Source organism: Gammaproteobacteria bacterium (genome assembly GCA_035501935.1).
Classification (GTDB): Bacteria; Pseudomonadota; Gammaproteobacteria; order JAJPIJ01; family JAJPIJ01; genus JAJPIJ01.
The window spans coordinates 22,475-46,807 of the sequence record DATJVC010000013.1 but is presented as its reverse complement, the minus strand read 5'-3'; the positions used below and the strand labels follow the sequence as shown (position 1 = coordinate 46,807).

The window sequence follows — 24,333 nt, the reverse complement described above, 5'->3', positions numbered from 1 at the left end:
TAGTTATTGCATGGACTGCAACGATGGGCGTCAAGACCACAGTCGCAGGATGTCGTTGTAAAACGCCAGTCCCATCAGCATCAGCAACAATACCAATCCCACCTGCTGCCCCACTGCCTGCACGGATTCCGGCAGCGGCCTGCGTACCACAAACTCAATAAGGTAATACATTAAATGCCCGCCATCCAGTAGCGGCACCGGCAGCAGATTCAGCACAAACAGGCTGATGCTGACGAATGCCATGAATTCCAGAAACCGCGCCGCGCCCAGGCTGAGCGAACGGCCGGCATACTGGGCGATGCTGATTGGGCCGCTGATGTTGTCCAGCGAGGCCTCGCGCCGGATCATGCTGGCCATCAACTTGAGCGTCAGCCACGAAATCTGCCAGCTGCGATCCCAGGCCTTGTGAACGGCACCGATCACGCCATAACGCTCAACCGCGAAGAGGCGCTGCATTTCGCTGCGCGCTTCTTCCGGCACGGCGATTACGGCATTGATGCGCCCGACATGCCCCTTGTCCTTGTCCGCCACTGACTGCGGTGTGACCGTCAAAGTCATTGGACGCCCCTGTCGTTCAATCTCGAGGATCAGCGGGTTATCGGGCTTTGCCGCCACGGCATCTATGAACTGCGCGCTGTTGCGCAGCGGCCGGCCGTCCAGTTCCATCAGCCGATCGCCGGCCTGCAGACCCGCGCGCGCCGCCGCACCGCCGGAGAGGACCTTCTGAATCACCGGCGTATATACCGGTTGAAACTGTTCGAAGCCCAGCTTCTTGAACAAATCACCACGGGTGACATCGTCGATGCGCAATCCATCCAACGGCAGCATGCGCAGGTGCTCCTCGCCGGCGGCGTCACGTGTGCGCACATGTAATGTGGAATGTTCCAGCACCCGCGGCAGCGTGATTTCAATGACATTGCCCCAGGTCGGCGTGGCCTCGTCATCAATGGCCACGATTTCATCGTTGCGCTGCAGGCCAGCCAGCGCCGCGGGGCTTCCGGGTTGCACCTCGCCGATCACCGGCTTGATGCCCTCCACGCCAATCACATAGACCACGGTATATGCCAGCATGGCGAACAGAAAATTGGCCAGGGGGCCTGCGAGCACGACCAGCGCGCGGCTCAGGAGTGGCTTGCGGTTGAAGGCGCGATGCAATTCCGCCGCCGGCACTTCGCCTTCGCGCTCGTCCAGCATCTTCACATAGCCGCCGAGTGGAATGGCCGCCACCGTCAGCTCCGTTTGATCCCTGCCCACACGCCACTTCCACAACGGCTGCCCAAAACCGATCGAAAAACGCAGGATTTTGACACCCAACCGCCGGGCCACCCAGAAGTGACCGTACTCATGGATGGTCACCAAGATGCAGATCGCCGCTATGAACGCGACCACCGCCGTCAGGATGCTCATGCTGCGGCCTCGCGCAGGCGGCGGTGCACACAATCGCGCGCCGATGCGTCGTCGCGCAAAATCACGTCGAGCGAGGCTGCAGGATGCGACGGCACCGCTTCAAGCGCCATCTCTATCAGTTCCGGAATCTGCAGATAGCCGGCGCGGCGTTCCAAAAACGCCGCCACCGCCTCCTCATTTGCGGCATTCAGGATGGCAGTGGCGGTGCCGCCCTGTGCAAGCGCCTGACGGGCCAGACGCAGGCATGGAAAGCGCCGTTCATCCGGCGGTTCGAAATCGAAATGCGCGCGCGCAAACAGATCGAGGCTGGCAACGCCCGATTCCATGCGCTCCGGCCACGCCAGCGCATGCGCGATCGGGGTGCGCATGTCCGGATTGCCGAGTTGCGCCAGCACCGAGCCGTCGGCGTACTCCACCATGGAATGAATGATGCTCTGGGGATGGATGACCACCTGTATCTTGTCCTGCGTGGTGTTGAACAGCCAGCAGGCCTCGATGATCTCCAGTCCCTTGTTCATCATCGTCGCCGAGTCCACGGAAATCTTGCGGCCCATCACCCAGTTCGGATGCGCGCAGGCCTGCTCCGGCGTGACGGCGGCAAGCTCCTGCGGCGGCGTGCAGCGGAAGGGGCCGCCGGAACCCGTCAATAAAATGCGGCGCACGCCCATCCGTTCCAGCCCCTGCTCGAATCCCGTGGGCATACATTGGAAAAGTGCATTGTGTTCGCTGTCGATGGGCAGCAGGGTGGCGCCATTCTGGCGCACCGCCTCCATGAACAGGCGCCCGGACATGACCAGCGCCTCCTTGTTGGCCAGCAGGACGCGCTTGCCCGCGCGCGCCGCCGCCAGCGTGGGCAGCAGGCCCGCCGCGCCGACGATGGCCGCCATGACGGACTGCGCCTCCGGCAGCGCGACAACGGTTTCAATCGCCCGCGCGCCTCCCAGCACCTCGGTGGCCAGGCCTTCACTCCTCAGTTGCGACCGCAGCGTGTCCGCGCTGCGTTCATCCGCCAGCGCCGCATAGGCCGGCCGCCAGACACGACACTGCGCCAGGAGGGCATCCACATTGCGATGTGCGGCCAGGGCCACGACACGATAGCGATCGTGATGTCGGGAAATCACGTCGAGCGTATTCACGCCGATCGTGCCGGTGGAACCGAGTATGGTCACGCCGTTTACCATTGCCAGTCCCCTTGAGACCATTTCAGCCCCTGCATGCCGAGCCAGTACACTGGCACGGCCGCCGTCAGGCTGTCTATCCTGTCCAGTATGCCACCATGGCCGGGCAGGCAACGGCCGCTGTCTTTCACCCCCGCCCGCCGTTTATACAGGCTTTCCGTCAAATCGCCGACTACAGAGGCCACCACGGTAACCAACGCCACCCCCACCCAGGTTAACGTTTTCGACCATGGCCAGCCCCGCAAAATTCCGGTCACCACGGCCAGCAGCGCCACCGCGCCCAAGGCCCCGGCCACACCCTCCCAACTCTTGGCCGGACTGATTTGGTCCGCGAGGCGACGCCGGCCAAAACGCCTGCCTACTCCATAGGCCGCTGTATCCGCCAGCCATATTATCGCCAGCAGCGCATAGACCCAGGGTTTGGCTTCAGCGCACAGCCATAGCAGACCCAACCAAGCCGGGATGAGCACCAGCCAGCCTTCCAGTGCCGTAAAAGCAGCACCCTCCGCAGGCCGGCTATGCAGGATCTGACATTGCCAAATCCGCCAGGACGCGAGGAACCACCATACCACGGCCAACTGCATGATGAGCCCGCGCCATGTCGGGTTGGCGGAGACGTGATAAATCCAGACTAACGCCAGCGCCGTGAACACCACATACGCGCAGCGGGCGGCGGGAACGGCATAACCGGCGAGCCTCGCCCACTCCCACGCGCCCATCAATACCACCACCGCGAGTGCTGCCGCGAGCAGCGTGACGGGCAGCCAGGCGATGGCCGCCAGTGCGGCCAGCGCCAATGCCAGCGCGGTCAGTATGCGATCGCGCAATTCGCGCCGCCCGGAGGTCCTCCATGACATTCTTATTATGTCAACTCCCCGGCACGCCGGGGCCGCAACATGCCGCCCACCTGTTCGCCGGTCCGGCCAAAGCGGCGCTGGCGCCTGGCATAGCTGGCCAGCGCCAGTTCGAACTGCTGTTCATCAAAATCAGGCCACAGGCAATCCGTGAAATACAACTCCGTATAGGCCAGTTGCCACAACAGGTAATTGCTGATGCGCTGCTCGCCGCCGGAGCGGATGAACAGATCCGGCTCGGGCAGATCGTGCAGGCAGAGTTCATCCGCCACCTGTTCCTCGGTAATTGCTGCGGGGGACAGGGCGCCGCTCGCCGCCTTCTCCGCCAGCCGGCGCACGGCCCGGGTGATATCCCAGCGGCCGCCGTAACTGGCGGCAATGACCAGCGTGAGCCCGGAATTGTTGCGGGTCAGCGCCTCGGCCTCGGCGATGGCACGTTGCAGCGAGACAGGAAACTGACCACGTTCGCCGATGATCCGCAGGCGCACGTTGTTCTCGTGAAGCTTCTCCACCTCCTGACGCAGCGCCGAGACAAACAATTCCAACAGCAGGCGCACCTCGGCCCTGGGACGCCGCCAGTTCTCGCTGCTGAAGGCAAACAGCGTCAGCACTTCGATACCCCTGGCAGTGCAGCTCTTGACCAGTCCGCGCACCGCCTCCACACCGGCGCGATGGCCGGCGATGCGGGGCAGCCCGCGTTGCTGCGCCCAGCGGCCGTTGCCATCCATGATGATGGCGACGTGTCGCGGCAGTGAGGGGTTCGCGTCCACAGGACTGGGTTAAGGAAAAGATGACGAGTCCCGTCAAACTTCCATCAACTCTTTTTCTTTTTTTGACATGCTCTCGTCGGCTTTGGCGATGTAATCGTCTGTCAGTTTTTGCACTTTCTCATGCGCCCGCCGTTCGTCGTCCTCACTGATTTCCTTTTCCTTGACCAGGTCCTTCAGCATCTGCATGGCGTCGCGCCGGACGTTGCGGATCGCCACGCGGGCATTTTCGGCCTCGTGCCGCACGACCTTGGTCAGATCGCGTCGGCGCTCCTCGGTGAGCGGCGGCAGGGGGATGCGGATCACCGTCCCCGCCGTGGTCGGCGTCAACCCCAGATCGGAGGTCATGATCGCCTTCTCAATCGGCGCCACCATGTTCTTGTCCCAGGGGGTGATGGTAAGCGTGCGCGCATCATGAACGCTGACGTTGGACACTTGATTGAGCGGCATCTGCGAACCGTAATACTCGACGGTGATGTGTTCGAGCAGGGCGGTGCTGGCGCGCCCGGTGCGCAGTTTGGTCAGCGCCTGTTTCAGCGCCTCAAGCGCCTTCTGCATGCGCTTGTCCGCGTCGCGGGTGACATCCTCGATCATTGCCGGCCTCCGCCACCGTCCACCAGTGTGCCCACGTCCTCACCCATCACAACCCGCAGCATGGCGCCTTCGCGGGTCATATCGAGCACCCGCAGCGGCATGTGGTTGTCGCGGCATAATACCACGGCGGTGGCATCCATCACGTTGAGCTTGCGCGCCAGCACTTCATCATAATGCAGATGCGTGTATCGTTCAGCGCCCGGATTTCGCATCGGATCTTCGGCATAAACTCCGTTCACCTTGGTGGCCTTGATCATCAGATTGGCGTTGATCTCCACCGCGCGGAGGCTGGCGGCGGTATCCGTGGTAAAAAAGGGGTTGCCGGTCCCGGCGGCGAATACCACAACCCGTCCCTTCTCCAGGTGACGGACGGCACGGCGGCGGATGTAGTCCTCACAGATCTGATTGATCTTGATCGCCGACATGACGCGGCAATACATGCCGGCATGCTCCAGCGCATCCTGCAAAGCCAGGGCATTGATGACGGTTGCGAGCATACCCATGTGATCGGCGGTGACGCGATCCATGCCGGCGGCGGCGAGACCCGCGCCGCGCAGCATGTTGCCGCCGCCGATGACCATGGACACCTGCACGGAGGCCGCTGTCATCTGCTTGACCTCGGCGGCCAGACGGCGGAGCACGCCTGGATCGATGCCGTAGTCGGCGTCGCCCATCAACGCCTCGCCGCTGAGCTTGATGAGGACGCGTTTATACTTGGGCGTGCCGACGGCATCGACTGTCATAGATTTTTTATTATCAGTGTTTGGCCGGGTCTTTAGGGTCTTTCGGTGGATCTTCTACTTTCTTGGCCTGGGCCATGACTTCCGCGGCGAAATCCCCGGTTTTCTTTTCGATGCCCTCGCCGACCTCCATGCGCAAGAATGACTTCACGCCGGCGCCTGATTTGGCCAGTAATTTGCCCACCGTGATCTCGGGATCTTTAACGAATGGCTGGCCAAGCAGACTGACCTCGCTCACGAATTTCTTGAGCTTGCCCTCGACCATTTTCTCGATGATGTTGGGCGGTTTGCCGCTGTCGGCGGCCTGGGCCATGAAAATTTCCTTCTCCTTGGCGACCAGATCGGCCGGCACCTGTTCCTCCGAGACGCACACCGGCCGGCTGGCCGCGATGTGCATGGCCAGATCCCTGGCCAATGCTTCATCGCCACCGTGCACATCCACCAGCACGCCGATCCGCGCGCCGTGCAGGTAGGCGCCGATGTGGCCGCCCGACGTTTCCGCGCCCTCGAAGCGGCGTACCGAGATGTTCTCGCCCAGCTTGGCCACCAGCGTGGTGCGCGCGGCCTCCACCGTTTCGCCTGCGCCGCCTTCCAAGGGGAGGGCCATCAGTTTTTCGATGCCGGCCGGTTTGTGCTTGAGCACAGTGTCGCCCACCGCCTCGGCAAACCCGCGGAAATTCTCATCCTTGGCGACAAAATCGGTCTCGCTGTTGACCTCCACCAACACGGCGCGATTGCCGGCCTGCTTCAGGACGATGCCGCCTTCCGCCGCCACGCGCGCGGACTTCTTGACCGCCTTGGCGATGCCGTTCTTGCGCAGCCACTCCGCCGCCGCTTCGATGTCGCCGCTGGACTCCACCAGCGCCTTCTTGCACTCCATCATGCCGGCGCCGGAACGCTCGCGCAGTTCCCTGACCTGGGATGCCGTGATTTCCATCGGTCTATTCCTTGTCCGCTGCCGCCGCGTGGGCACGCGGCGCCTTTTTCTTCACTGTGGCCTTCTTTTTGGGCGGTGGTGCGCGGCGCGCAGGCTTTTTGCGCGCGCCCTTGGGGGTTTCGTCCTCGGGCGCCGCCACGTCCACCACCGGTTCACCCTGTTCGTTCAATTCGATGAATTCATCACCTTTCCCGGTCGCCGCCTCCACGGCAGCCAGCCGCGAATCCAGGATCGCGTCGGCCATCGCCCTGGCGTAGAGTTGTATGGAACGGATGGCGTCATCGTTGCCGGGGATGGGGTAGTCGATGCCGTCGGGATTATTGTTGGTGTCGACGATGCCGACCACCGGGATGTTCAGTTTCCGGGCCTCCGCCACGGCGATGCGTTCATGGCCGATGTCAATCACGAACAGCACGTCCGGCAACCCATTCATGTTCTTGATGCCGGCCAGGCTCTTATTGAGCTTCTCCAGTTCGCGGGTCATGGTCAGCGCCTCGCGTTTGGTCAGGCGCTCCAACCCCCCCTCCTGTTGCAGGGTCTCCAGTTCGCGCAGGCGCTTGATGGACTGCCTGACCGTCTTGAAATTGGTGAGCATTCCGCCAGTCCAGCGCCGATCCACCCAAGGCATGCCGCAGCGCATGGCCTCCGCCCGCACGGTCTCTTGGGCGGCCTTCTTGGTACCGACGAACAACACCGTGCCCTTGCGGGCGGCCAGTTTGCCGATGAAATTGACCGCGTCGTTGAACAACGGCAGGGTCTTTTCCAGATTGATGATATGAACTTTATTGCGCTCCCCGAAGATAAAGGGGGCCATTTTGGGATGCCAGAAACGGGTCTGGTGGCCGAAATGAACGCCGGCCTCCAGCATCTGGCGCATGCTGACTTCTGCCATGTATTGACTCCTCATTGTTGGGTTTTGGGGGGTCTTGAAGACCCCGGCCTCCACGCATTCCGCGGCTGACCCCCAAGGGGGCACCCGGCCGGCGGATTGGAACTTGCCTTACCGTTCCGCGTCTCCTGGGAACCGTAATTCAAGCACCTGCTGCGTGTGTGGATTAGGCTTCCAAAGCAATAGATTGCTTCAAAAGCGGGCGCTTTATACCATAGATGCAGCAATGCAACAAACCGCGCCGCCGGGGTACCCGTGCGGCTCATTAATTTTGTCCCATATTTGAAAATGCCGTGCATACGGCCGCTGACATGCCAGTGAGCATAAAGACATCGCAGGAAATCGAATCCATGCGCACCGCCGGCCGGCTGGCGGCGGAGGTGCTGGAGATGGTCGCCCCGCACGTGCGGGCGGGCATCACCACCAACGAATTGGATCGGATCTGCCACGACTACATCACCACGACGCAGCGTGCGGTGCCGGCGCCGCTTAATTACCGCGGTTTTCCCAAGTCAATCTGCACCTCGATCAACCACGTGGTCTGCCACGGCATCCCCAGCGACCGGATATTGAAGGACGGCGACATCATCAATATCGACGTGACCGTCATCAAGGACGGCTTCCACGGCGACACCAGCAAGATGTTCATCGTCGGCGAACCCTCGATCCGCGCCCGGCGGCTCATCGACATCACCTACGAGTGCATGCGCATCGGCATCGAGATGGTGAGGCCCGGGGCCCGGCTGGGCGACATTGGCGCCGCCATCCAGCGCCACGCCGAATCGCATCATTTCTCCGTGGTGCGCGAATATTGCGGCCACGGCATCGGCCGGCAGTTTCATGAGGAACCGCAGATACTGCACTACGGCACACCCGGCACCGGTCTCAAGCTGGAGGAAGGCATGACCTTCACCATCGAGCCAATGGTCAACGCCGGCAAGCGTCACGTCACGCTCCTGCCCGACGGTTGGACGGTGGTCACCCGCGATCGCAGCCTGTCGGCGCAGTGGGAACATACCGTGCTGGTCACGCACGGCGGCTATGAGGTGCTGACCCGGCGCCCGGACGAAAAATTTCATTGACGACCCCCGCCTCCATGCCGGAGATCGCGGGTATCGCCCCGTTGCCCGCGCTCGCCGCTGACGCCACGCAGGCGGATTGCAAGACGCATCTGGCCGCGGTGCGCGAGGAATTGCGACAGCGCTATCTCGCGGCTGCGCCCATCGGCGAATTGGTGCATGGCCTCGCGAACGCCGTGGATCAGATACTGCTGCGCGCCTGGCGGCACAGTTCCCTGCCACGCGAGGGCGTCGCCCTTGTGGCCGTGGGCGGCTATGGTCGCGGCGAATTGCACCCCCATTCTGACATCGATATCGCCATCCTCCTCGGCGCACCGGCCACTGAGGAACTACGCAAGCATCTGGAACGGTTCATCGCCATGCTCTGGGATATCGGGCTGGACATCGGTCACAGCACACGCACGCTGGGGGATTGCCGGCGCGAGGCGGCGGCGGACATCACCGTCGCCACCAATCTCATGGAGGCGCGCATGCTTGACGGCGACGGCGCGCTGTACGCGCAGATGCGGGAGATTACCGGCCCGGCGCAGATCTGGCCCACGCCGGCCTTCTTCGCGGCCAAATGCGATGAACAGAACGCACGGCATCGCCGATTCCATGACACCGCCGAGAATCTGGAGCCCAACGTCAAGGAAGGTCCCGGCGGCCTGCGTGACATCCAGGTCATCGGCTGGGTGGCCAAGCGCCACTTCGGCGCCGAGACCCTGCACGATCTGGTGAACCACGGCTTCCTGACCGAGGAGGAATACCAGACGCTCGATGCAGGCCAGGAATTTCTCTGGCGCATCCGCTACGGACTGCATCTGTACACCGGCCGGCGCGAGGACCGGCTGCTGTTCGACCATCAACGCCTGATCGCCGAGCAATTCGGTTTCCGTGACCCCGCGGGCGGCCACCGCGGCATCGAGCAGTTCATGAAGTTGTTCTATCGCACGCTGCTGGAATTGCGACGACTGAATGAAATGCTGCTGGAATTGTTCGAGGAGGCCATCCTGCACACCGACCATCCCGTGGAAATCATCCCCCTCAACAACCGCTTCCAGATCCGCAACGGTTTCATCGAAGTCTGCAATGACCGTATTTTCCAGCGCTATCCTTTTGCCCTGTTGGAAATCTTCCTGTTCCTGCAGCAACGGCCGGAGATTCAGGGCGTGCGCGCCAGCACCATCCGGCTCATCCGCAACCACCGCCACATGATCGATGAGTCATTCCGCGATGACCTGCGCAACCGCAGCCTGTTCATGGAGATCATCCGGCAGCCGCGCCGGCTGGGGCACGAACTGCAACGCATGCACCGCTACGGCGTGCTGGAGGCGTACCTGCCCGTCTTCGGCGCAGTCGTCGGTCTCATGCAGTTCGATCTCTTCCATGTATACACGGTGGACGAACATACGCTGTTCGTGGTGCGCAATCTGCGCCGACTGGCCTTCCCGGACGAAAATGACGATCTCCCCTTATGCCGCGAGGTCATGGCGCAACTGCCAAAACCCGAATTACTTTACCTCGGCGGATTGTTTCACGACATCTGCAAGGGGCGCGGCGGCGACCACTCGGAACTGGGCGAGCACGAAGCCCTCGCCTTTTGCCGCCATCACGGCCTGAGCGAATTCGACGGCAAGTTGGTGGCCTGGCTGGTGCGCCATCATCTGCTGATGTCCAAAACCGCCCAGCGCATGGATATCTCCGATCCCAAGGTCATCCATAATTTCGCCGGCACCCTTGGCGACAAGATGCATCTCGATTATCTCTATCTGCTCACCGTCGCGGATATTCGCAGCACCAACCCGACGCTGTGGACGAGCTGGAAGGATTCACTGCTGCGCGAGTTGTACCGCAAGACACTGCACGCGCTGCGGCGTGGTTTGGAAAATCCCATCCAGCGGCAGGAACGCATCGCCGAGACGCAAACCGAGGCAATGGCATTGTTGCACAGCCAGCAGATTGATCAGGCGGCGGCGCAGAAACTGTGGCAGACAATGGGCGAGGATTACTTCCTGCGCCACCTGCCCGAGGAGATCGCCTGGCACGCCCAGGTGATCCTGCCTCACGGTGATTCCAGCGAGCCGCTCATTCACATCCGCCCGGAGACAAGGCGCGGTGGCAGCGAAATTTTCATCTACACCCGCGATCAGGACGGTCTGTTCAGCATTTCCACCCAGACACTGGGCGCGCTCGGCCTCAACATCCAGGAGGCACGCATCCTCACCTCAACCAACGGCTACACGTTGGATACCTACACCGTGCTGGAAGCCGACAGCGGCGACATCATCCAGAGCGAGCAGCGCAGCGATGAAATCATCACCGCGCTCAAGCGTAACATCAAGGAACACATCGAAACACCGGTGCCCACGCGTCGCCTGAGTCGCAAGTTGCGGCACTTCACCATACCCACGGAGGTGCTGTTCTCGGACGATCCCGTGAATGCGCGCACGATGATGGAAGTCATCACCACCGATCGTCCCGGCGTGCTGGCGCGGATCGCGCAGGCCATGCGCTTCTGCGGCGTGCGCCTGCAGAACGCACGCATCGCCACCTTCGGCGAGCGCGTCGAGGACATCTTCTATCTCACCGGCATGGACAACCTGCCCCTGAAAGACGAGGTCAAGCTGGAGTGCCTGCGCCACTCCATCACCACGGCCCTGGCCAATGACTGAGCGTTGGCCCGCTCCGCCATCCAGCGAAGCGGAATTGCTGTCACGTGCGCGTTCACTGGCCGGACGCACCTTGGGCGAAATCGCCGCACAAATGCATGTCACCCTTCCGGCCAATCTGCTGCGTCACAAGGGCGTCATCGGCGAATCGATTGAACGTGCGCTCGGCGCCAGCGGTGGTTCGCGGCCGGAACCAGATTTACCCGCGCTCGGCATCGAGATAAAGACCATCCCGGTCGATGCAAACGGCAAACCACGTGAATCGACTTATCTCTGTGTCGTCCCGCATGGCGATCAGCATTCCCTGAGTTGGCGCGATTCACTGGTGTACAGAAAGCTTGCGCGCGTGTTGTGGGTGCCCATCGAATCCGCACATGGAGTTGAACTGAAAGATCGCCGTGTCGGTCAAGCCATACTGTGGAGCCCCACTGCGGAAGAAGAACAACAACTGCGCACCGATTGGGAGGAACTCATGGAGCAGCTGGCGCTGGGACAGACGGACAGCGTGCGTGGCGTTCAAGGCACCTGGCTGCAAATCCGGCCCAAGGCCGCCCACGGCCGCGCCCGCACCGCTGGCCATGATGCCGAGGGCGCACCCACCGCCACCCTGCCGCGCGGCTTCTACCTTCGCGCCACCTTCACCTCCCGCCTTCTCAACCGCGTCTGCCTTTAGCTCACCATCAAGCCATGCCATTATAATTAATGTACCAAGCGAGTTTCGCGACAGATTATGCAAGAAAAACAAATTGACCGAAGGCTGTGCGTGGCGCCGATGATGGATTACACGGATCGCCATCTGCGCTACCTGCTACGGCTACTGTCACCGCATGCTCTGTTGTACACCGAGATGGTGACGACCGGCGCGCTGCTGCACGGCGATCGCGAGCGGCACCTGGTCTTCAATCCCGAGGAACATCCCGTCGCGCTGCAATTGGGTGGCAGTGATCCACTGGAACTGGCGCAATGCGCACGCCATGGCGCTGAATATGGCTATGACGAGATCAATCTCAATGTCGGCTGCCCCAGCGACCGGGTGCAGAACGGTCGTTTCGGCGCCTGCCTGATGGCGGAGCCGGAGCTGGTTGCTGATTCCATGCGCGCCATGTCTGAGGCGGTGAATATTCCGGTCACGGTAAAGACGCGGCTGGGGATTGACGAGCGCGATTCCTACGAGGAACTATCTCACTTCATTCGCATGGTCGCGGCGGCCGGTTGCCGTGTGTTCATCCTGCACGCGCGCAAGGCGCTGCTGAAAGGCTTAAGCCCGAAGGAGAACCGGGAAATCCCGCCACTGCAATACGATCGCGTGTATCAGATCAAGCGCGATTTTCCTGAACTCACGATTATCTTGAATGGCGGCGTCAAAACGGTCGCTGATATGCGCGCGCATCTGCAACACGTGGACGGCGTGATGATCGGCCGCGCGGCTTGTGACGACACCTACCTGCTGGCGCGCATTGAGGAGGAGATTTTCTGCGGCCCGCCCGTGCTGGCGCGCGAGGCAGTCGCGCGCCGCTACGCCGAGTATGCCGACGCGCAGGTGGCGTACGGCGAGAATGAGCATTACGTCCTGCGACACCTGCTCGGACTGTACCAAGGGGTGGCCGGGGCACGGCGCTGGCGCCGCGGTCTCAGCACTCGCGACCAGCAATGGCCGAATTGCGTTGCAGCAGTGGACGCCGCACTGTCACGACTACGGGCGGCCTAAACCTGCTTCCACAGCGAAATGGACGTGGCGCAATCCACCAATGAAGTGATTTTGTCGGTCACTTCGACCTGTTCAGCGGACTTGGCGAATTTGCGCGCCGCTTCCTCGCTCGCGAACTCGGCAAATACGCCGAAATCATTGGGATCCGCCATGCTCTGATAGACGAACACCCCCGGAATGTTCTCCGTGGCGTGCTTCAACAGTTGCTGCACTTCCTGGCTTTTCCCCTTCTTCGAACGGCAGGCACGAACGACATAGATGGACATACCCCCTCCCTCTCTCCGGCGCTGGCTGGTTATGGTTCATGTCTGCCATGCACCTCGCATGTGTAAAATCTAGCCTCCCGGCAGTGTGCTGGCAAGTCCTGAGGAGATTGGTGCATTGCGCATTGGCTGCGCGAACGGTGTCGGTAGTACCTGAATGAGAACGCAAAAACCAGGAAGACGGGGCATCATTTATGAGAGGCCCTTATCATCCAATGAAACGGCTCGCCGCTGGCGGGCAGCTAACTGCCCGCCGTGTGCGCCCAACACAACCATGACCTTATGGTAAAACAGCCCTCAGACGCGACTCCAGACGGTGATGGGAGTGGCATCCTCAACCATTGATGTCAACTGCCGGGTAATAGCAGCCTGCTCGTCGGAATCGGCAAACTCGCGCGCAGCTTTTTCACCATCGAATTCGACGAAGATGCCAAAATCATTCGCATCACCTTTGCTTTGATATACGAATGAGCTTGGCATATTCTCGATGGCCTTTTTCAGAAGCTGCTGTACATCCCTGCCCTTGCCCTTTTTAGCTCTGCAGGCGCGAATGACATAGATAGACATGGCTCACTCTCCTTAAAATTATGGTTATTCCTCGCCCCCAGCCACTATGGTCATCATGAATGACGACAATGTGACAGCCGTCAAGTCCTCAAGCGAGCGCGTGCAGCGGTTTAATGTCAATCATTACAAGCTTGCAGGAGGTCCTGCACGCTGAATTGTGGTGGCGGATCGCCGGCCAGCCGTGCCCGCATGGCGCGTTCCAGCGCAAACTGGAGTCCCGGGTGGGTGAAAATGTAGAAACGCCGTTCCGCGATGCCCGCGAACATCCTCCGCGCCACCTCCTCCGGCGGCATGCCCTGCCCGCTCATGCGCTGCCACAGTTCGATGGCCGCTTCGTCGGGGCCTCCTCCGCGCCTGCGGGCGCGAAACCACCCTAGCCACCCGCTCTCGGGCCGCTGCATCCGGGTGCGTACAAAACCCGGGCAGGCCACGGAAACGCCGATTTCCGCCCGCAAAAAGAAATTCAAGTCATGGTAAAGGCCTTCGGAATAGGCCACCAGTGCGTGCTTGCTGGTGGCGTAGGCGCTCAAACGCGGGAAGGTGATCAGGCCGAGAATCGAGGCGATGTTGACGATATACGCCTCGGCCCCTTGTTTGAGCATGCGCGGAATACAGGCGCGCACCGTGTGGATCGAACCGTATAAATTGGTGTCCAACACACGCCTCCAGGATGTCATGCTGCCTCCCCACGCCATTGCGCCTGCGCCGACGCCGGCACTGTTGATGAGCAGATGCACGACGCCGTGGCGCCGGTAGGCGTCGTTGACGATCGCATTGACGTCACGCGCGCTGGTGACGTCCACTTTCTCTGCCAGTACATCGGCGCCGTCGGCGCGCAGGGCATGCGCCAGCATCTTCAAGGCCCGCCCATCCCTGTCCGCCAGCACCAGCCGCATGCCCTCACTGGCGGCGTGTCTGGCCAGCGCGCGCCCGATACCACCGGCGCCGCCCGTAATCAGAGCCACCTTGCCGTGAAGGCTCTTCACCTGTCAGGGGGAAACCGGCCGATAGATCTCACCGCCTGCATCGCGGAATTCATGCGCTTTTTCCTCAAGGCCCATGGACAACGCGGATTGCATGTCCTTGATGCCCTCGCGTTCCGCATATTCGCGCACCTCCTGAGTGATTTTCATGGAGCAGAAGTGCGGGCCGCACATGGAACAGAAATGCGCGGCCTTCATCGCTTCTTTCGGCAGGGTCTCGTCATGGAATTCGCGGGCCTTGTCGGGATCAAGGCCCAGGTTGAACTGGTCCTCCCAGCGGAACTCGAAGCGCGCCTTGGACAGCGCATTGTCGCGGATCTGCGCGCCCGGATGGCCCTTGGCGAGATCGGCGGCGTGCGCCGCGATCTTGTAGGCGATGATGCCGTCCTTGACGTCGTTCTTGTTCGGAAGCCCCAGATGCTCCTTCGGCGTGACATAGCAGAGCATCGCCGTGCCATACCAGCCGATCATGGCGGCGCCGATGGCGCTGGTGATATGGTCATAGCCCGGCGCGATGTCCGTCGTCAGCGGCCCCAGCGTGTAGAATGGCGCCTCCTTGCAGTACTTCAACTGCAACTCCATGTTCTCCTTGATAAGTTGCATCGGCACATGGCCGGGGCCTTCGATCATCGTCTGCACGTCGTGCTTCCAGGCGATGTCGGCGAGTTCGCCCAGCGTGCGCAATTCGGAAATCTGCGCCTCGTCATTGGCGTCGTAAATTGATCCGGGCCGCAACCCATCACCAAGCGAAAAGGCGATGTCGTAGGCCTTCATGATCTCGCAGATGTCCTCGAACTGCGTGTAGAGGAAGCTTTCTTTGTGATGCGCGAGGCACCATTTGGCCATGATCGAGCCGCCGCGCGACACGATGCCCGTCATGCGCTTCGCTGTGAGCGGGATGTAAGCCAGCCGTACTCCGGCATGGATGGTGAAGTAGTCCACGCCCTGCTCGGCCTGCTCGATCAGCGTATCGCGGTAGATTTCCCAGGTGAGTTCCTCGGCCTTGCCGTCGACTTTCTCCAACGCCTGATAGATCGGCACCGTGCCGATGGGTACCGGCGAATTGCGGATGATCCACTCGCGTGTCTCGTGGATGTGCCTGCCGGTGGACAGGTCCATGACCGTATCCGCGCCCCAGCGGATCGCCCAGGTCATTTTCTCTACTTCCTCGTTGATGCCGGAGGTCACCGCGGAATTGCCGATGTTGGCGTTGATCTTCACCAGAAAGTTACGACCGATGATCATCGGCTCGGTCTCGGGATGGTTGATGTTGGCGGGGACGATGGCGCGTCCGCGCGCCACTTCGTCACGCACGAATTCCGGCGTGACGAATCGAGGAATGTTGGCGCCAGAATCCTGTCCCGCATGCTGACGGGTAAGCCATTCGGCCAGGCCTTCACGCCGCTGGTTTTCCCGAATGGCGATGAATTCCATCTCAGGCGTGACGATACCCCGCCGTGCGTAGTGCATCTGGGACACATTGGCGCCCGCCACTGCGCGGCGCGGTTTTCGCTGCATCCCCGGGAAACGCAACCTGGCGAGCTTGTGATCGACGGCGCGCAGCCGGCCATATTCTGAACTCCACGCGGCCAGTTCTTCGCTGTCGCCGCGCTCCGCTATCCAAGCCGCGCGCAATGCCGGGAGTCCGATGCGGATGTCAATCTGCGCTTCCGGATCGGTATAAGGGCCGCTGGTGTCGTATACCGTCAACGGCGGATTCTTCTCCATACCGGCCGCGGTGGGCGTGTCCGATTGGCTGATCTCGCGCATGGGCACGCGCATATCGGGCCGTGCACCAGCGACATATACCTTGCGCGACGCCGGCAGGGGTTTGATTGCCAATGGATCGACTTGCACTGCCTGTGGGGCGGTCGTTTCAGGGATCGCGCTCATATCACACCTCCGGATGTGTGGGGCGGCGTTCCTGATCTGGCGGGATGGCTGGATGCTTTCCTACGCCGGTATTAGCCGGATCAGGTTCGAGGGTCTTTCTCAGCCATGGAGCGGTCCGAGACCGCAGTATGGCACCCCTAGCTCGCCATGCGTAACACTATAATATAATGATGCGCGATGAAGCCAGCCGGCCGGCGGAATCCATGAACTTCGAACAAGCCCGCTTCAACATGATCGAGCAGCAAATCCGCCCCTGGGAGGTGCTGGACGAACGCGTACTCGATTTGTTCATGGCCATACATCGCGAGGATTTTGTGCCCCCCACCAGCCGTCAATTGGCCTTCTCCGACATCTGCCTGCCTATCGGCCATGGTGAAACCATGATGTCGCCCAAGGTCGAGGGCCGCTTGTTGCAGTCGCTGCAAATACACCCCACCGACCGCATTCTGGAGATCGGCACCGGCAGCGGCTACCTGACTGCGCTATTGGCGCGGTCCGGATCGCAGGTGGTAAGCGTCGATATCCATGCCGATTTCACCCGCGCGGCCGGGGCAAGACTCGAAAACGCGGGATTCAGGAACGTACGGCTGGAGACCGGCGATGCCGTGTCGGGCTGGGGCGATGATCAATACGACGCCATCGCCGTCACCGGGTCGCTGCCCGAGCTTCAGGGCCGGTTTCAGCGGCAATTGCGTCCGGGCGGGCGGCTGTTTGTCATCCTTGGCACGGAACCAATCATGGAGGCCTGCCTGATTACGCGCCGGGGTGATAAAGCATGGTCAACCGAATCACTGTTTGAGACATCGATCGCGCCGCTCATCGGCGCTGAACCTGGACCGCGCTTCGTGTTCTAACAATAAATTCCGTCTTGACTTTTCAGGGTTGGTCAGGCCGTCTGGGGGCGTACGGTCGACCGGAACAAGCTGCGGTATTAAGATCGCCCTAATATAACAAGAAACAGGTGCCCTCGGCTCATGGACTGTCGAAAGCGACTGCAGTGGCTTTTGTTCGTTTTTTGTCTGGCGGGATCACCGGCGCTCATCGCCGAAGACCTCCGACAGGTGTATCAACGCGCGGAGGGCCAGGATCCCCAGTTCCAGGGGGTGCAGGCCACTTATGAAGCCGTGCTGGAAAGCCGCCCCCAAGCGCGCGCCCAGTTCCTGCTGCCCAATCTCAGCATCAATTCAAACTTCTCACAGCATGATCAAGGTATCAGCCTGGGTAACCAGTCGATTTGCGGCAATGGACCGACGGATGCCAATTGCTCCTTCGTCACCCGGGGCTACAGCATCAACCTGACGCAGCCGGTTTATCATTACGATAAATATCTGCAATTCAGACAAACCGATGATCGCATCCGTCAGGCCCAGCTCGACGTCGACGCCGCGCGGCAGGATCTCATCGTCCGTATTTCAGGCCGCTACTTCGACGTGTTGGCGGCGCTGGACAATCTTGAGTTCGCGGGCGCGGAGAAGAACGCCCTGGCCCGGCAACTGGAGCAGGCGCAACAGCGTTTCAACGTGGGTCTGATCGCCATCACCGACGTTCAGGAAGCCAAGGCGGGCTATGATCAGTCCGTCGCCGATGAGATAGCTGCACAGAAGCAGCTGGACGACGCGCGCCAGGCGTTGCGCGAGTTCGCCGGAGAAATCGAAGATCATCTGGCGTCCTTGAGCGATAAAATGCCGCTGATCACCCCCGAGCCGGCGGACATTGAACAATGGACCAACACCGCGCTCAAGCAGAATTTCAGCCTTGCCTCTGCCCAGGCCGCCACACGCATCGCCGAGCAGGAGATCGAAGTGCAGCGGGCCGGTCATTATCCGACGCTGGACGTCGTCGGCAGCCATGGCAACACCATCTCGGGAGGCGGCCGGTTTGGCGACACGGATACGGTGGACAGCGCCATCGGCATGGAAATGAATCTCCCCATCTATGAGGGTGGCTTTGTGCAGTCGCGCACGCGCGAGGCCGAGCACCGTCATGAAGCCGCCGTTGATCAGGAGGAGCAGCAGCGGCGCTCGGTGATACGCACCTGCCGCGACGCCTACCGCGGCGTGATATCCGGCATCAGCCGCATCCAGGCGCTGCAGCAGGCCGTGGTCTCCCAGCAGACGGCATTGGAAGCAACCGAGGCGGGCTTTGAGGTGGGCACCCGCACCACTGTGGATGTGGTGACGCAGGAACGTCAGTTATTCGCGGCCAAGCGCGATTATGCAAGGGCGCGTTATGACTATATTGTCAGCACCTTGCAGCTCAAACAGGCCGCGGGCACGCTGACACCTGCAGATCTGGACACCATCAACCAATGGCTGGCGCATTGAACTCATGACATTGCCCACGCCATCGAATGACGGTTTGTGCCGCCATGACGCGAGCCAGCTCGTGGTGATAGACCTCCAGGAAAAACTGGGCGCGGCGATGCCGGAGAAGGTCATCAACCGTGTCATCAAAAATACCGTCTTGCTGCTCAGCGCCGCCACTCGACTCGGCATCCCCGTGATCGTCACGGAACAGTATCCCAAGGGGCTGGGTACGTTGTTACCGGGCATCGGTTCGGCAGTGCCGGCACAAAGCAGGCGCCTGGAAAAAACCTGTTTTTCATGCGTGGCCGCAACAGGCTTCGAGGCGGTGAGCCAGAATACCGCGCGCCCGCAGATCGTCGTGGCCGGCATGGAGGCCCATGTATGCGTGCTGCAAACCGCCTTCGATCTGCATGCCGCGGGCCGTCAAGTATTTGTCGTCGAAGATGCCGTTTGTTCACGGCGGCTGGAAAATTATGAAAGCGCCATCAACCGCCTGCGTCATGGCGGAGTCACCGTCACCAATTCCGAGTCCGTGGTTTTCGAGTGGCTGCGTGACGCGCAGCATGCGGAGTTCAAATCCCTCTCCGCCATCCTCCGCTGATTTGCCCATCGCCTCCCCCTTTTCCCCTGCAGCGCTGAATCAACTTGCCGCCGCGTTGCGCGGCGGGTTGCACATGCCCGGATCACCAGCGTACGAGCGCAGACGCCGCGGTTGGAATGCGGCCATCGATCAACGCCCGCATATCATCGTGGAATGCGCCGACGCGGAGGACGTGCGGCAGGCCGTGCAATTCGCGGCGGCGCACGATGCCAGCATTGCCGTGCGCGGCGGCGGCCACAGCATCGCCGGCCACAGCAGCGCGGATCGTTCGGTGCTGCTGGATCTGGCACGTTTCAAGAAGATACAAATCAACCCCGTCGACCGCACTGTCGCCGCCGGCGGCGGCGCAACCTGGGGTGAAATGGTTGCCGCCACCGCGCCACATCAACTGGCCACGCCGGGCGGCTTCAACCCGGACGTCGGTATCGGCGGATTGACCCTGGGCGGTGGCTATGGGGCGCTGACCCGCCTCTTTGGGCTGGCCTGCGACAACTTGATCGACGTTGAACTGATAAATGCGCAGGGCGGGCGTGTGACGGTGGATGAACATCGCGATCCCGAGCTGTTCTGGGCGCTGCGCGGCGCCGGCGCCAATTTCGGCGTGGCGACGTCACTGCGCTACAAGCTGCATTCCATTCCACCGTTGTATGGCGGTCACGTGGCGTATCCTCTTCAGCGCTGCCGAGAGTTATTGCATTTCTATCGCGACTATGTGGCGGGATTGTCCGATGCCACCACGGCATATCTAGGCATGCGCCGTCAACGCAGCGGATCAGCGGTTGCATTCGTCGCCGCCCTGCACGCGGGTCCGACGTCGGAGGCGGAGCACATACTTGCCCCTTTACGCAGGTTTTCCACGCCCATGATCGATGACTTTGCGCCCAGGACTTATGCCGCCATTCATCAAGCCAACGTGGGCGCATTCCCGTCGGGGCTCGGCCATTACTGGCGCGCGCATTTTCTGCAGGGTCTTACGGACCCGGTCTTGAATATCATTGCCGAACACACATCACATGCGACCGACGCGGATTTTTATACTGTCATTGAACATCTGGGCGGCGCCATGGGTCGGGTCGCTCCACAGGCCACCGCCTTCGCACACAGGGACGCCACTTTCGGCATTGCCATCACCACCCAATGGCAGCTTGAGGAAGATCCGGCCGACTCCATGCGGTGGGTTCGGGAACTGCACCAGGCCCTGATTCCGGAATCGAGCGGTGGTGTATATGTGAATTATGTCGGCGCTGACGCCGCGCCAACGACTAAACACGCCGTCTACGGCGCCAACTATGAACGCCTGGTCCAACTCAAGCGCCGTTATGACCCGGCGAATCTGTTCAGACACAACGTGAATATCGACCCGCTTCAGTCCGGCAATCCATAATGCTTCAGGAGCCCGCGATCGCGCCAGCGATCGGGAAGCAGCCGGCTCAACCACATGGTGAACCGCATGCCGCGACTGGCGAGATAGCGCGTGCGGGGACGTGGTGAAAGCAGCGCGTGCTCGACCGCGGCAACCACCCAGTCGGCGGGCACGGCGGCGCCGGCCGCGTCTTCCATGACCCGCGCCATTTGCTGCGTCGCCTGCCCGTAAAGCATGCGGTATGTCGGCGGCAGATCTTCCATGAACTGGGCGACTGCGTCGCGGGACTTCTGCCAGATCGGCGTGGCCACCGGTCCGGGTTCGACCACGGCCACGTGAATGCGCCATGGTTTGAGTTCCAGCCGCAGGGCATCCGACAGCGCCTCCAGTGCGAATTTTGACGCGGCATAGGGCCCCACGAATGGCGGCGCGACGAGGCCCGACACCGAACTCATGTTCACGATCCTTCCCCTCCCCTGGCGCAGCAATGGCAGGCAACGTTGCGTCACCGCCAGCGCACCGATGACGTTGACCTCCAGTTGCCGGCGGAATTTTCCCAGGGAGACACATTCGAGCGGTGCGGCCACGGCTATGCCCGCATTGTTGACGAGGCCGCATAAGCCGGCGGCACCCGTCTGCGCCGCGATATGCTCGATGGCGCGCTCAATTGACGACTCGACAGTCACATCAAGCAGCGCCGGTTGAAGATTCGGACTGGATCGTTGTAGCCGCCCGGCATCACTGTCATTGCGCACACCGGCGTATACCGTGAAACCGGCGCGCGCGAAATGAAGAGCACAGGCCTCGCCAATTCCGGTCGATGCGCCGGTGATGACCATATTTCCGCGCGTGGTCATGGTCCGGTGCTCCGTCGGCGATTCCACTCCTCCGCACCCGCCAGCGCCAGCAGCAGCACGCCGGTCGCGTGGTCCGCCAGCAATTCCGGAGGATCACCCAGCGAACCGTCCAGCAGCGCGCCGTCCGGGCGTTGCGCGGCGAGCAGGAATTCCAGCAATTGCCGGTGACGCGGCGCCGCGTATTCCCCCATCAATTGCAGGCATAGGGCCACCTCGGCGGCCAGATCGGCGTGCCCCTGCCGCAGCAACCACGGCACCGCTATCAACAACTCCTCCGTGCGTGTCTCCCACCCTGCAAAAGATAATGGCCGGCACAAGTAGTGTGCGGCAAAGAAAAATTCGTGTGCGACCCAATACAAATCATAGGTCCGCGATTGTCCGCGCAGGGGGCGATCGGGGAAACGCATTCCCGTGTCCACGCCAAGACTCTCCGTCATGCCGGCGATGATAAAGGCATAAATAAACGCCCTTTCTGCATGCAGATGACGCACATAGCCCCGCAATGATTCGAGGTCCATCTCACAGCCGGTTAACCGACGTTCTTTCAGGATATACCACGCATCCACGCGCGCCATGCCTTCGTGGGGTTTGAGTGCGCATGGAAAGGTCAGAGGTATCCGCCGCAATTCCCGCAGGGCATCTCCCAAAACCGGGGACAACTCAAGCTCTGCATACACGCTGGGCGCCCAAGCCTCCAGCATGTGCAGAATCAGGGCTCGTAATACGACGCCGAACTCATCGGAGAATGTCGTGCAGTGGAGAAACATCTGTGCGGTCTTGCGCAGATCACCGGTGGGGAGGGGGCGGACTTCATTCTCCATTGTCACCACCGGTCGCGTGATCAACTCCGTGATGTCCTCTGCCAACTCCGTACTGCCCGGAGCGCCGCGCACCGCCGGAATGACCCCGGTGATGGTGTCGAGGACGAGCCGGTGGCCCCGTTCGTAGCGTTCGCGGAAACTTCCGCCCTCCACCGCAATGCGATATTCGGAGCAGCGTCGCGCACCTCGCAGTGCTGCCCATTCCGCCTGCCAGCGGCTCTTGAATACGATTTCCAGCGGCTGTGCGAGCGGCGGCGGCAGCCGCACAGGGATCGTGCCGGCAGCAGCCTTGCGCAAAGTCTCGCACGCCGCAGTCTCGTCCATGGATACAGCCGACTCCGGATCGCGGCTGGTCTTGATCTGGACACGAGGAACCGCCGGCGGCAGAGTTCCGCACAGGACGTCATCGCCCGCGATCAGCGCCACCGGCAACCCCTGCTCCGCTGCCAGCGCCAGCACGATGTCAGTCTCGCTCAAACGCCGGCCATGCGACCACCAGTCGCACTGCACACTGACCGTATGCGCGGCGAAGCCCTGCGTTCCGGCGGGCGCGTGCATGCCGATGCAGGCCACGGCCTCGACATCACGAAAATAAAATGCAGCGTAGGCATCCTCGTCCAGCACCAGCCGGGCCAGTGGATGCAGCGATTCCGGCCGCACATTGGTGCCCTTGGCGCCCCCGCGATGACTGTCACTGACAATGATTTCGTCGTATCCGGCAGCGGCAAATCCTTCGATCATTGCATTCACCTGCACGGTCATGCGCATGCAGGCGGCGTCATATTCGGCTGTCCCGGCGATGAGTGAGGGCAGCATATCCACGCCGGCGATGCCTTCCATGTCGGCGATCAGCAGTATCCTCCTCACGGTTCACGACCCCACAGGGGGCGGCACGGGCTCCACGGCGGCGGCGGCGGCCGAAAGGGATTCCCTGCGCGCGTAAGTCACCAGATAACGCGCCAGTTGCGTCAATACGGCGGCCACAAATTCAGGCCCGATCCAGAGAAGATACGGCCCCGGATTGCAATCGAGATAAACGTGCCTTCCTTCATTTGTGACAATGAGGTCCCACGCCGCGAAATGCAGCCCCAGCCGGCGCGTGGCTTCCACCACGCGCTGTTGTTCCCTGCCGGGCATGGCGTAGTAGTCAAAGCCCTCCGTGCTGGTGCGTGAATCGACGTGTTCGGCGCGAATGCGCAGGGCCAGTACCATCGCATCCGCCACCACGTGCGCGCGCACGACATGGCCGCGGACGCGTTCCTGCATCAACACCGGGCAGGCGCGGAATTCCCCGAGGCGCCGCCGATCCGCCGGTGTGATGAGGCGGGTCGAACCAATGCCCATGGCAGGTTTCACGACGACTTCACTGTTCGCCGCGATAAACAACTCCGCCACCGCTGGATCATTGGTGGTCAGCGTACGGGGCACATCGAAGCCCCATGAATGCAACTTGGCGTAAAACTGCGACTTGGTATTGTGATCGATGTAACCGGCGGTCAGGGGATTGACCACCAGTTTGCCGCGCGCCGCGAGTTCATCGAAGAAGCCATAGGCGGCCGCCTGGTATTCCTGCTCGCGCAGGAATTGACCTCGCCAGTCGCTGTAAAAACCGACGTTAAGGATCGGGGGCGGCGTCGGCAGGGTATTGGGTGAAGTGCAACGCACATGAATTGCGCGGATGTCCCCAAAGTCCATGTCGTCCCAGACAAGACTTTGCGTTCCGCAGGTCATGCGCGAGCGGCTTGCGCCCCCCAATTGAATGTCGAAGACCTTGGGCTCGCCACCTTCGCGCCGTACCGCGTCAGCGGCACGGGTCAGCTGTTCGCTGTTGCGATCGGCGAACATCGCGATCACCGGCATATCCATGGCGCTAGC

At 61.7% G+C, this 24,333-nt stretch carries 23 protein-coding genes and 1 riboswitch; of the genes, 8 read left to right on the top strand and 15 right to left on the bottom strand.

What is annotated here, in order from left to right:
* Positions 1-30: 30 nt before the first annotated feature.
* Genes rseP through rpsB form a run of 8 tightly spaced genes read right to left on the bottom strand, consistent with a single transcriptional unit; the run spans position 31 to position 7,369 of the window.
* Positions 31-1,407 carry an RIP metalloprotease RseP gene (rseP, locus tag VMH34_03065; GenBank protein HTT07753.1) on the bottom strand — a complete coding sequence of 459 codons (1,377 nt, stop codon included), beginning with the start codon at positions 1,405-1,407 and terminating at the stop codon, positions 31-33.
* A complete protein-coding gene (gene ispC, locus VMH34_03060) occupies positions 1,404-2,588 on the bottom strand; it encodes a 1-deoxy-D-xylulose-5-phosphate reductoisomerase (GenBank protein HTT07752.1) in 1,185 nt (394 codons plus the stop codon). Before ispC ends, rseP begins: the two co-directional genes overlap by 4 nt.
* On the bottom strand, positions 2,582-3,442 hold the full coding sequence (locus VMH34_03055; protein ID HTT07751.1) for a phosphatidate cytidylyltransferase: 861 nt from the start codon (positions 3,440-3,442) through the stop codon (positions 2,582-2,584). Before VMH34_03055 ends, ispC begins: the two co-directional genes overlap by 7 nt.
* A 5-nt stretch (positions 3,443-3,447) precedes the next feature.
* The gene (locus tag VMH34_03050) at positions 3,448-4,209 is read right to left on the bottom strand and encodes an isoprenyl transferase (protein ID HTT07750.1); all 762 of its coding nucleotides are present in this window, start codon (positions 4,207-4,209) and stop codon (positions 3,448-3,450) included.
* Between the two features lie 33 nt (positions 4,210-4,242).
* Positions 4,243-4,800, bottom strand: a complete 558-nt coding sequence (gene frr / locus VMH34_03045; protein HTT07749.1) for a ribosome recycling factor — start codon at positions 4,798-4,800, stop codon at positions 4,243-4,245.
* Positions 4,797-5,543, bottom strand: coding sequence for a UMP kinase (pyrH, locus tag VMH34_03040; GenBank protein ID HTT07748.1), 747 nt, complete (start codon positions 5,541-5,543; stop codon positions 4,797-4,799). The genes frr and pyrH overlap by 4 nt, the downstream gene beginning before the upstream one ends.
* 13 nt (positions 5,544-5,556) lie before the next feature.
* Positions 5,557-6,477 (bottom strand): translation elongation factor Ts, encoded by a 921-nt coding sequence (tsf, locus tag VMH34_03035; protein ID HTT07747.1) that lies wholly within the window; start codon positions 6,475-6,477, stop codon positions 5,557-5,559.
* A 4-nt stretch (positions 6,478-6,481) separates the two neighbouring features.
* The gene (rpsB, locus tag VMH34_03030; protein HTT07746.1) at positions 6,482-7,369 is read right to left on the bottom strand and encodes a 30S ribosomal protein S2; all 888 of its coding nucleotides are present in this window, start codon (positions 7,367-7,369) and stop codon (positions 6,482-6,484) included.
* A gap of 308 nt (positions 7,370-7,677) precedes the next feature.
* Here rpsB and map point away from each other — a divergent pair, with 308 nt between their 5' ends.
* From map to dusA, 4 genes are read left to right on the top strand one after another with little or no spacing between them, the layout of a single operon-like run.
* Positions 7,678-8,448, top strand: coding sequence for a type I methionyl aminopeptidase (map, locus tag VMH34_03025; protein ID HTT07745.1), 771 nt, complete (start codon positions 7,678-7,680; stop codon positions 8,446-8,448).
* Positions 8,445-11,099: a [protein-PII] uridylyltransferase gene (gene glnD, locus VMH34_03020; GenBank protein ID HTT07744.1), complete on the top strand. Its 2,655-nt coding sequence runs from the start codon at positions 8,445-8,447 to the stop codon at positions 11,097-11,099. The genes map and glnD overlap by 4 nt, the downstream gene beginning before the upstream one ends.
* A complete protein-coding gene (mutH, locus tag VMH34_03015; protein HTT07743.1) occupies positions 11,092-11,769 on the top strand; it encodes a DNA mismatch repair endonuclease MutH in 678 nt (225 codons plus the stop codon). The genes glnD and mutH overlap by 8 nt, the downstream gene beginning before the upstream one ends.
* Positions 11,770-11,826: 57 nt before the next feature.
* Complete coding sequence (gene dusA, locus VMH34_03010) at positions 11,827-12,804, top strand: tRNA dihydrouridine(20/20a) synthase DusA (protein ID HTT07742.1); 978 nt, start codon at positions 11,827-11,829, stop codon at positions 12,802-12,804.
* Here dusA and VMH34_03005 read toward each other — a convergent pair.
* From VMH34_03005 to thiC, 4 genes are all read right to left on the bottom strand, one after another.
* On the bottom strand, positions 12,801-13,070 hold the full coding sequence (locus VMH34_03005) for an antibiotic biosynthesis monooxygenase (GenBank protein HTT07741.1): 270 nt from the start codon (positions 13,068-13,070) through the stop codon (positions 12,801-12,803). The two genes, dusA and VMH34_03005, sit on opposite strands and share 4 nt — an antisense overlap.
* 294 nt (positions 13,071-13,364) lie before the next feature.
* Positions 13,365-13,634, bottom strand: a complete 270-nt coding sequence (locus tag VMH34_03000) for a hypothetical protein (protein HTT07740.1) — start codon at positions 13,632-13,634, stop codon at positions 13,365-13,367.
* 116 nt (positions 13,635-13,750) lie between these two features.
* Positions 13,751-14,599 carry an SDR family NAD(P)-dependent oxidoreductase gene (locus VMH34_02995; protein HTT07739.1) on the bottom strand — a complete coding sequence of 283 codons (849 nt, stop codon included), beginning with the start codon at positions 14,597-14,599 and terminating at the stop codon, positions 13,751-13,753.
* Between the two features lie 24 nt (positions 14,600-14,623).
* Positions 14,624-16,510, bottom strand: a complete 1,887-nt coding sequence (thiC, locus tag VMH34_02990; protein HTT07738.1) for a phosphomethylpyrimidine synthase ThiC — start codon at positions 16,508-16,510, stop codon at positions 14,624-14,626.
* A gap of 40 nt (positions 16,511-16,550) precedes the next feature.
* A riboswitch (TPP riboswitch) is annotated at positions 16,551-16,659 on the bottom strand.
* A 54-nt stretch (positions 16,660-16,713) separates the two neighbouring features.
* Between thiC and VMH34_02985 the strand changes: the two genes are divergently transcribed.
* The 4 genes from VMH34_02985 (at position 16,714) to VMH34_02970 (ending at position 20,801) form a co-directional block, all read left to right on the top strand.
* Positions 16,714-17,364: a protein-L-isoaspartate O-methyltransferase gene (locus tag VMH34_02985; GenBank protein HTT07737.1), complete on the top strand. Its 651-nt coding sequence runs from the start codon at positions 16,714-16,716 to the stop codon at positions 17,362-17,364.
* 120 nt (positions 17,365-17,484) lie between these two features.
* Entirely contained in the window at positions 17,485-18,834 is a 1,350-nt protein-coding gene (locus VMH34_02980) for a TolC family outer membrane protein (protein ID HTT07736.1), read from the top strand.
* Between the two features lie 4 nt (positions 18,835-18,838).
* On the top strand, positions 18,839-19,417 hold the full coding sequence (locus VMH34_02975) for an isochorismatase family protein (GenBank protein ID HTT07735.1): 579 nt from the start codon (positions 18,839-18,841) through the stop codon (positions 19,415-19,417).
* Positions 19,418-19,490: 73 nt separating this feature from the next.
* Positions 19,491-20,801 carry an FAD-binding oxidoreductase gene (locus VMH34_02970; protein HTT07734.1) on the top strand — a complete coding sequence of 437 codons (1,311 nt, stop codon included), beginning with the start codon at positions 19,491-19,493 and terminating at the stop codon, positions 20,799-20,801.
* On the opposite strand, the gene VMH34_02965 is transcribed toward VMH34_02970, so the two are convergent.
* The 3 genes from VMH34_02965 to VMH34_02955 are packed head-to-tail and all read right to left on the bottom strand — an operon-like array spanning position 20,783 to position 24,324.
* A complete protein-coding gene (locus tag VMH34_02965) occupies positions 20,783-21,637 on the bottom strand; it encodes an SDR family oxidoreductase (GenBank protein ID HTT07733.1) in 855 nt (284 codons plus the stop codon). The genes VMH34_02970 and VMH34_02965 overlap by 19 nt on opposite strands.
* Entirely contained in the window at positions 21,634-23,325 is a 1,692-nt protein-coding gene (locus tag VMH34_02960) for a M55 family metallopeptidase (GenBank protein HTT07732.1), read from the bottom strand. Before VMH34_02960 ends, VMH34_02965 begins: the two co-directional genes overlap by 4 nt.
* A gap of 3 nt (positions 23,326-23,328) precedes the next feature.
* Complete coding sequence (locus VMH34_02955; GenBank protein HTT07731.1) at positions 23,329-24,324, bottom strand: ATP-grasp domain-containing protein; 996 nt, start codon at positions 24,322-24,324, stop codon at positions 23,329-23,331.
* Positions 24,325-24,333 lie beyond the last annotated feature (9 nt).

Coding starts and splice junctions, on each gene's coding strand:
- rseP (HTT07753.1), bottom strand. CDS start 1,407: ATGAGCATCCTGACGGCGGTGGTCGCGTTCATAGCGGCGATCTGCATC.
- ispC (HTT07752.1), bottom strand. CDS start 2,588: ATGGTAAACGGCGTGACCATACTCGGTTCCACCGGCACGATCGGCGTG.
- VMH34_03055 (HTT07751.1), bottom strand. CDS start 3,442: ATGTCATGGAGGACCTCCGGGCGGCGCGAATTGCGCGATCGCATACTG.
- frr (HTT07749.1), bottom strand. CDS start 4,800: ATGATCGAGGATGTCACCCGCGACGCGGACAAGCGCATGCAGAAGGCG.
- pyrH (HTT07748.1), bottom strand. CDS start 5,543: ATGACAGTCGATGCCGTCGGCACGCCCAAGTATAAACGCGTCCTCATC.
- tsf (HTT07747.1), bottom strand. CDS start 6,477: ATGGAAATCACGGCATCCCAGGTCAGGGAACTGCGCGAGCGTTCCGGC.
- rpsB (HTT07746.1), bottom strand. CDS start 7,369: ATGGCAGAAGTCAGCATGCGCCAGATGCTGGAGGCCGGCGTTCATTTC.
- map (HTT07745.1), top strand. CDS start 7,678: ATGCCAGTGAGCATAAAGACATCGCAGGAAATCGAATCCATGCGCACC.
- mutH (HTT07743.1), top strand. CDS start 11,092: ATGACTGAGCGTTGGCCCGCTCCGCCATCCAGCGAAGCGGAATTGCTG.
- dusA (HTT07742.1), top strand. CDS start 11,827: ATGCAAGAAAAACAAATTGACCGAAGGCTGTGCGTGGCGCCGATGATG.
- VMH34_03005 (HTT07741.1), bottom strand. CDS start 13,070: ATGTCCATCTATGTCGTTCGTGCCTGCCGTTCGAAGAAGGGGAAAAGC.
- VMH34_03000 (HTT07740.1), bottom strand. CDS start 13,634: ATGTCTATCTATGTCATTCGCGCCTGCAGAGCTAAAAAGGGCAAGGGC.
- thiC (HTT07738.1), bottom strand. CDS start 16,510: ATGAGCGCGATCCCTGAAACGACCGCCCCACAGGCAGTGCAAGTCGAT.
- VMH34_02985 (HTT07737.1), top strand. CDS start 16,714: ATGAACTTCGAACAAGCCCGCTTCAACATGATCGAGCAGCAAATCCGC.
- VMH34_02980 (HTT07736.1), top strand. CDS start 17,485: ATGGACTGTCGAAAGCGACTGCAGTGGCTTTTGTTCGTTTTTTGTCTG.
- VMH34_02975 (HTT07735.1), top strand. CDS start 18,839: ATGACATTGCCCACGCCATCGAATGACGGTTTGTGCCGCCATGACGCG.
- VMH34_02970 (HTT07734.1), top strand. CDS start 19,491: ATGCCCGGATCACCAGCGTACGAGCGCAGACGCCGCGGTTGGAATGCG.
- VMH34_02965 (HTT07733.1), bottom strand. CDS start 21,637: ATGACCACGCGCGGAAATATGGTCATCACCGGCGCATCGACCGGAATT.
- VMH34_02955 (HTT07731.1), bottom strand. CDS start 24,324: ATGGATATGCCGGTGATCGCGATGTTCGCCGATCGCAACAGCGAACAG.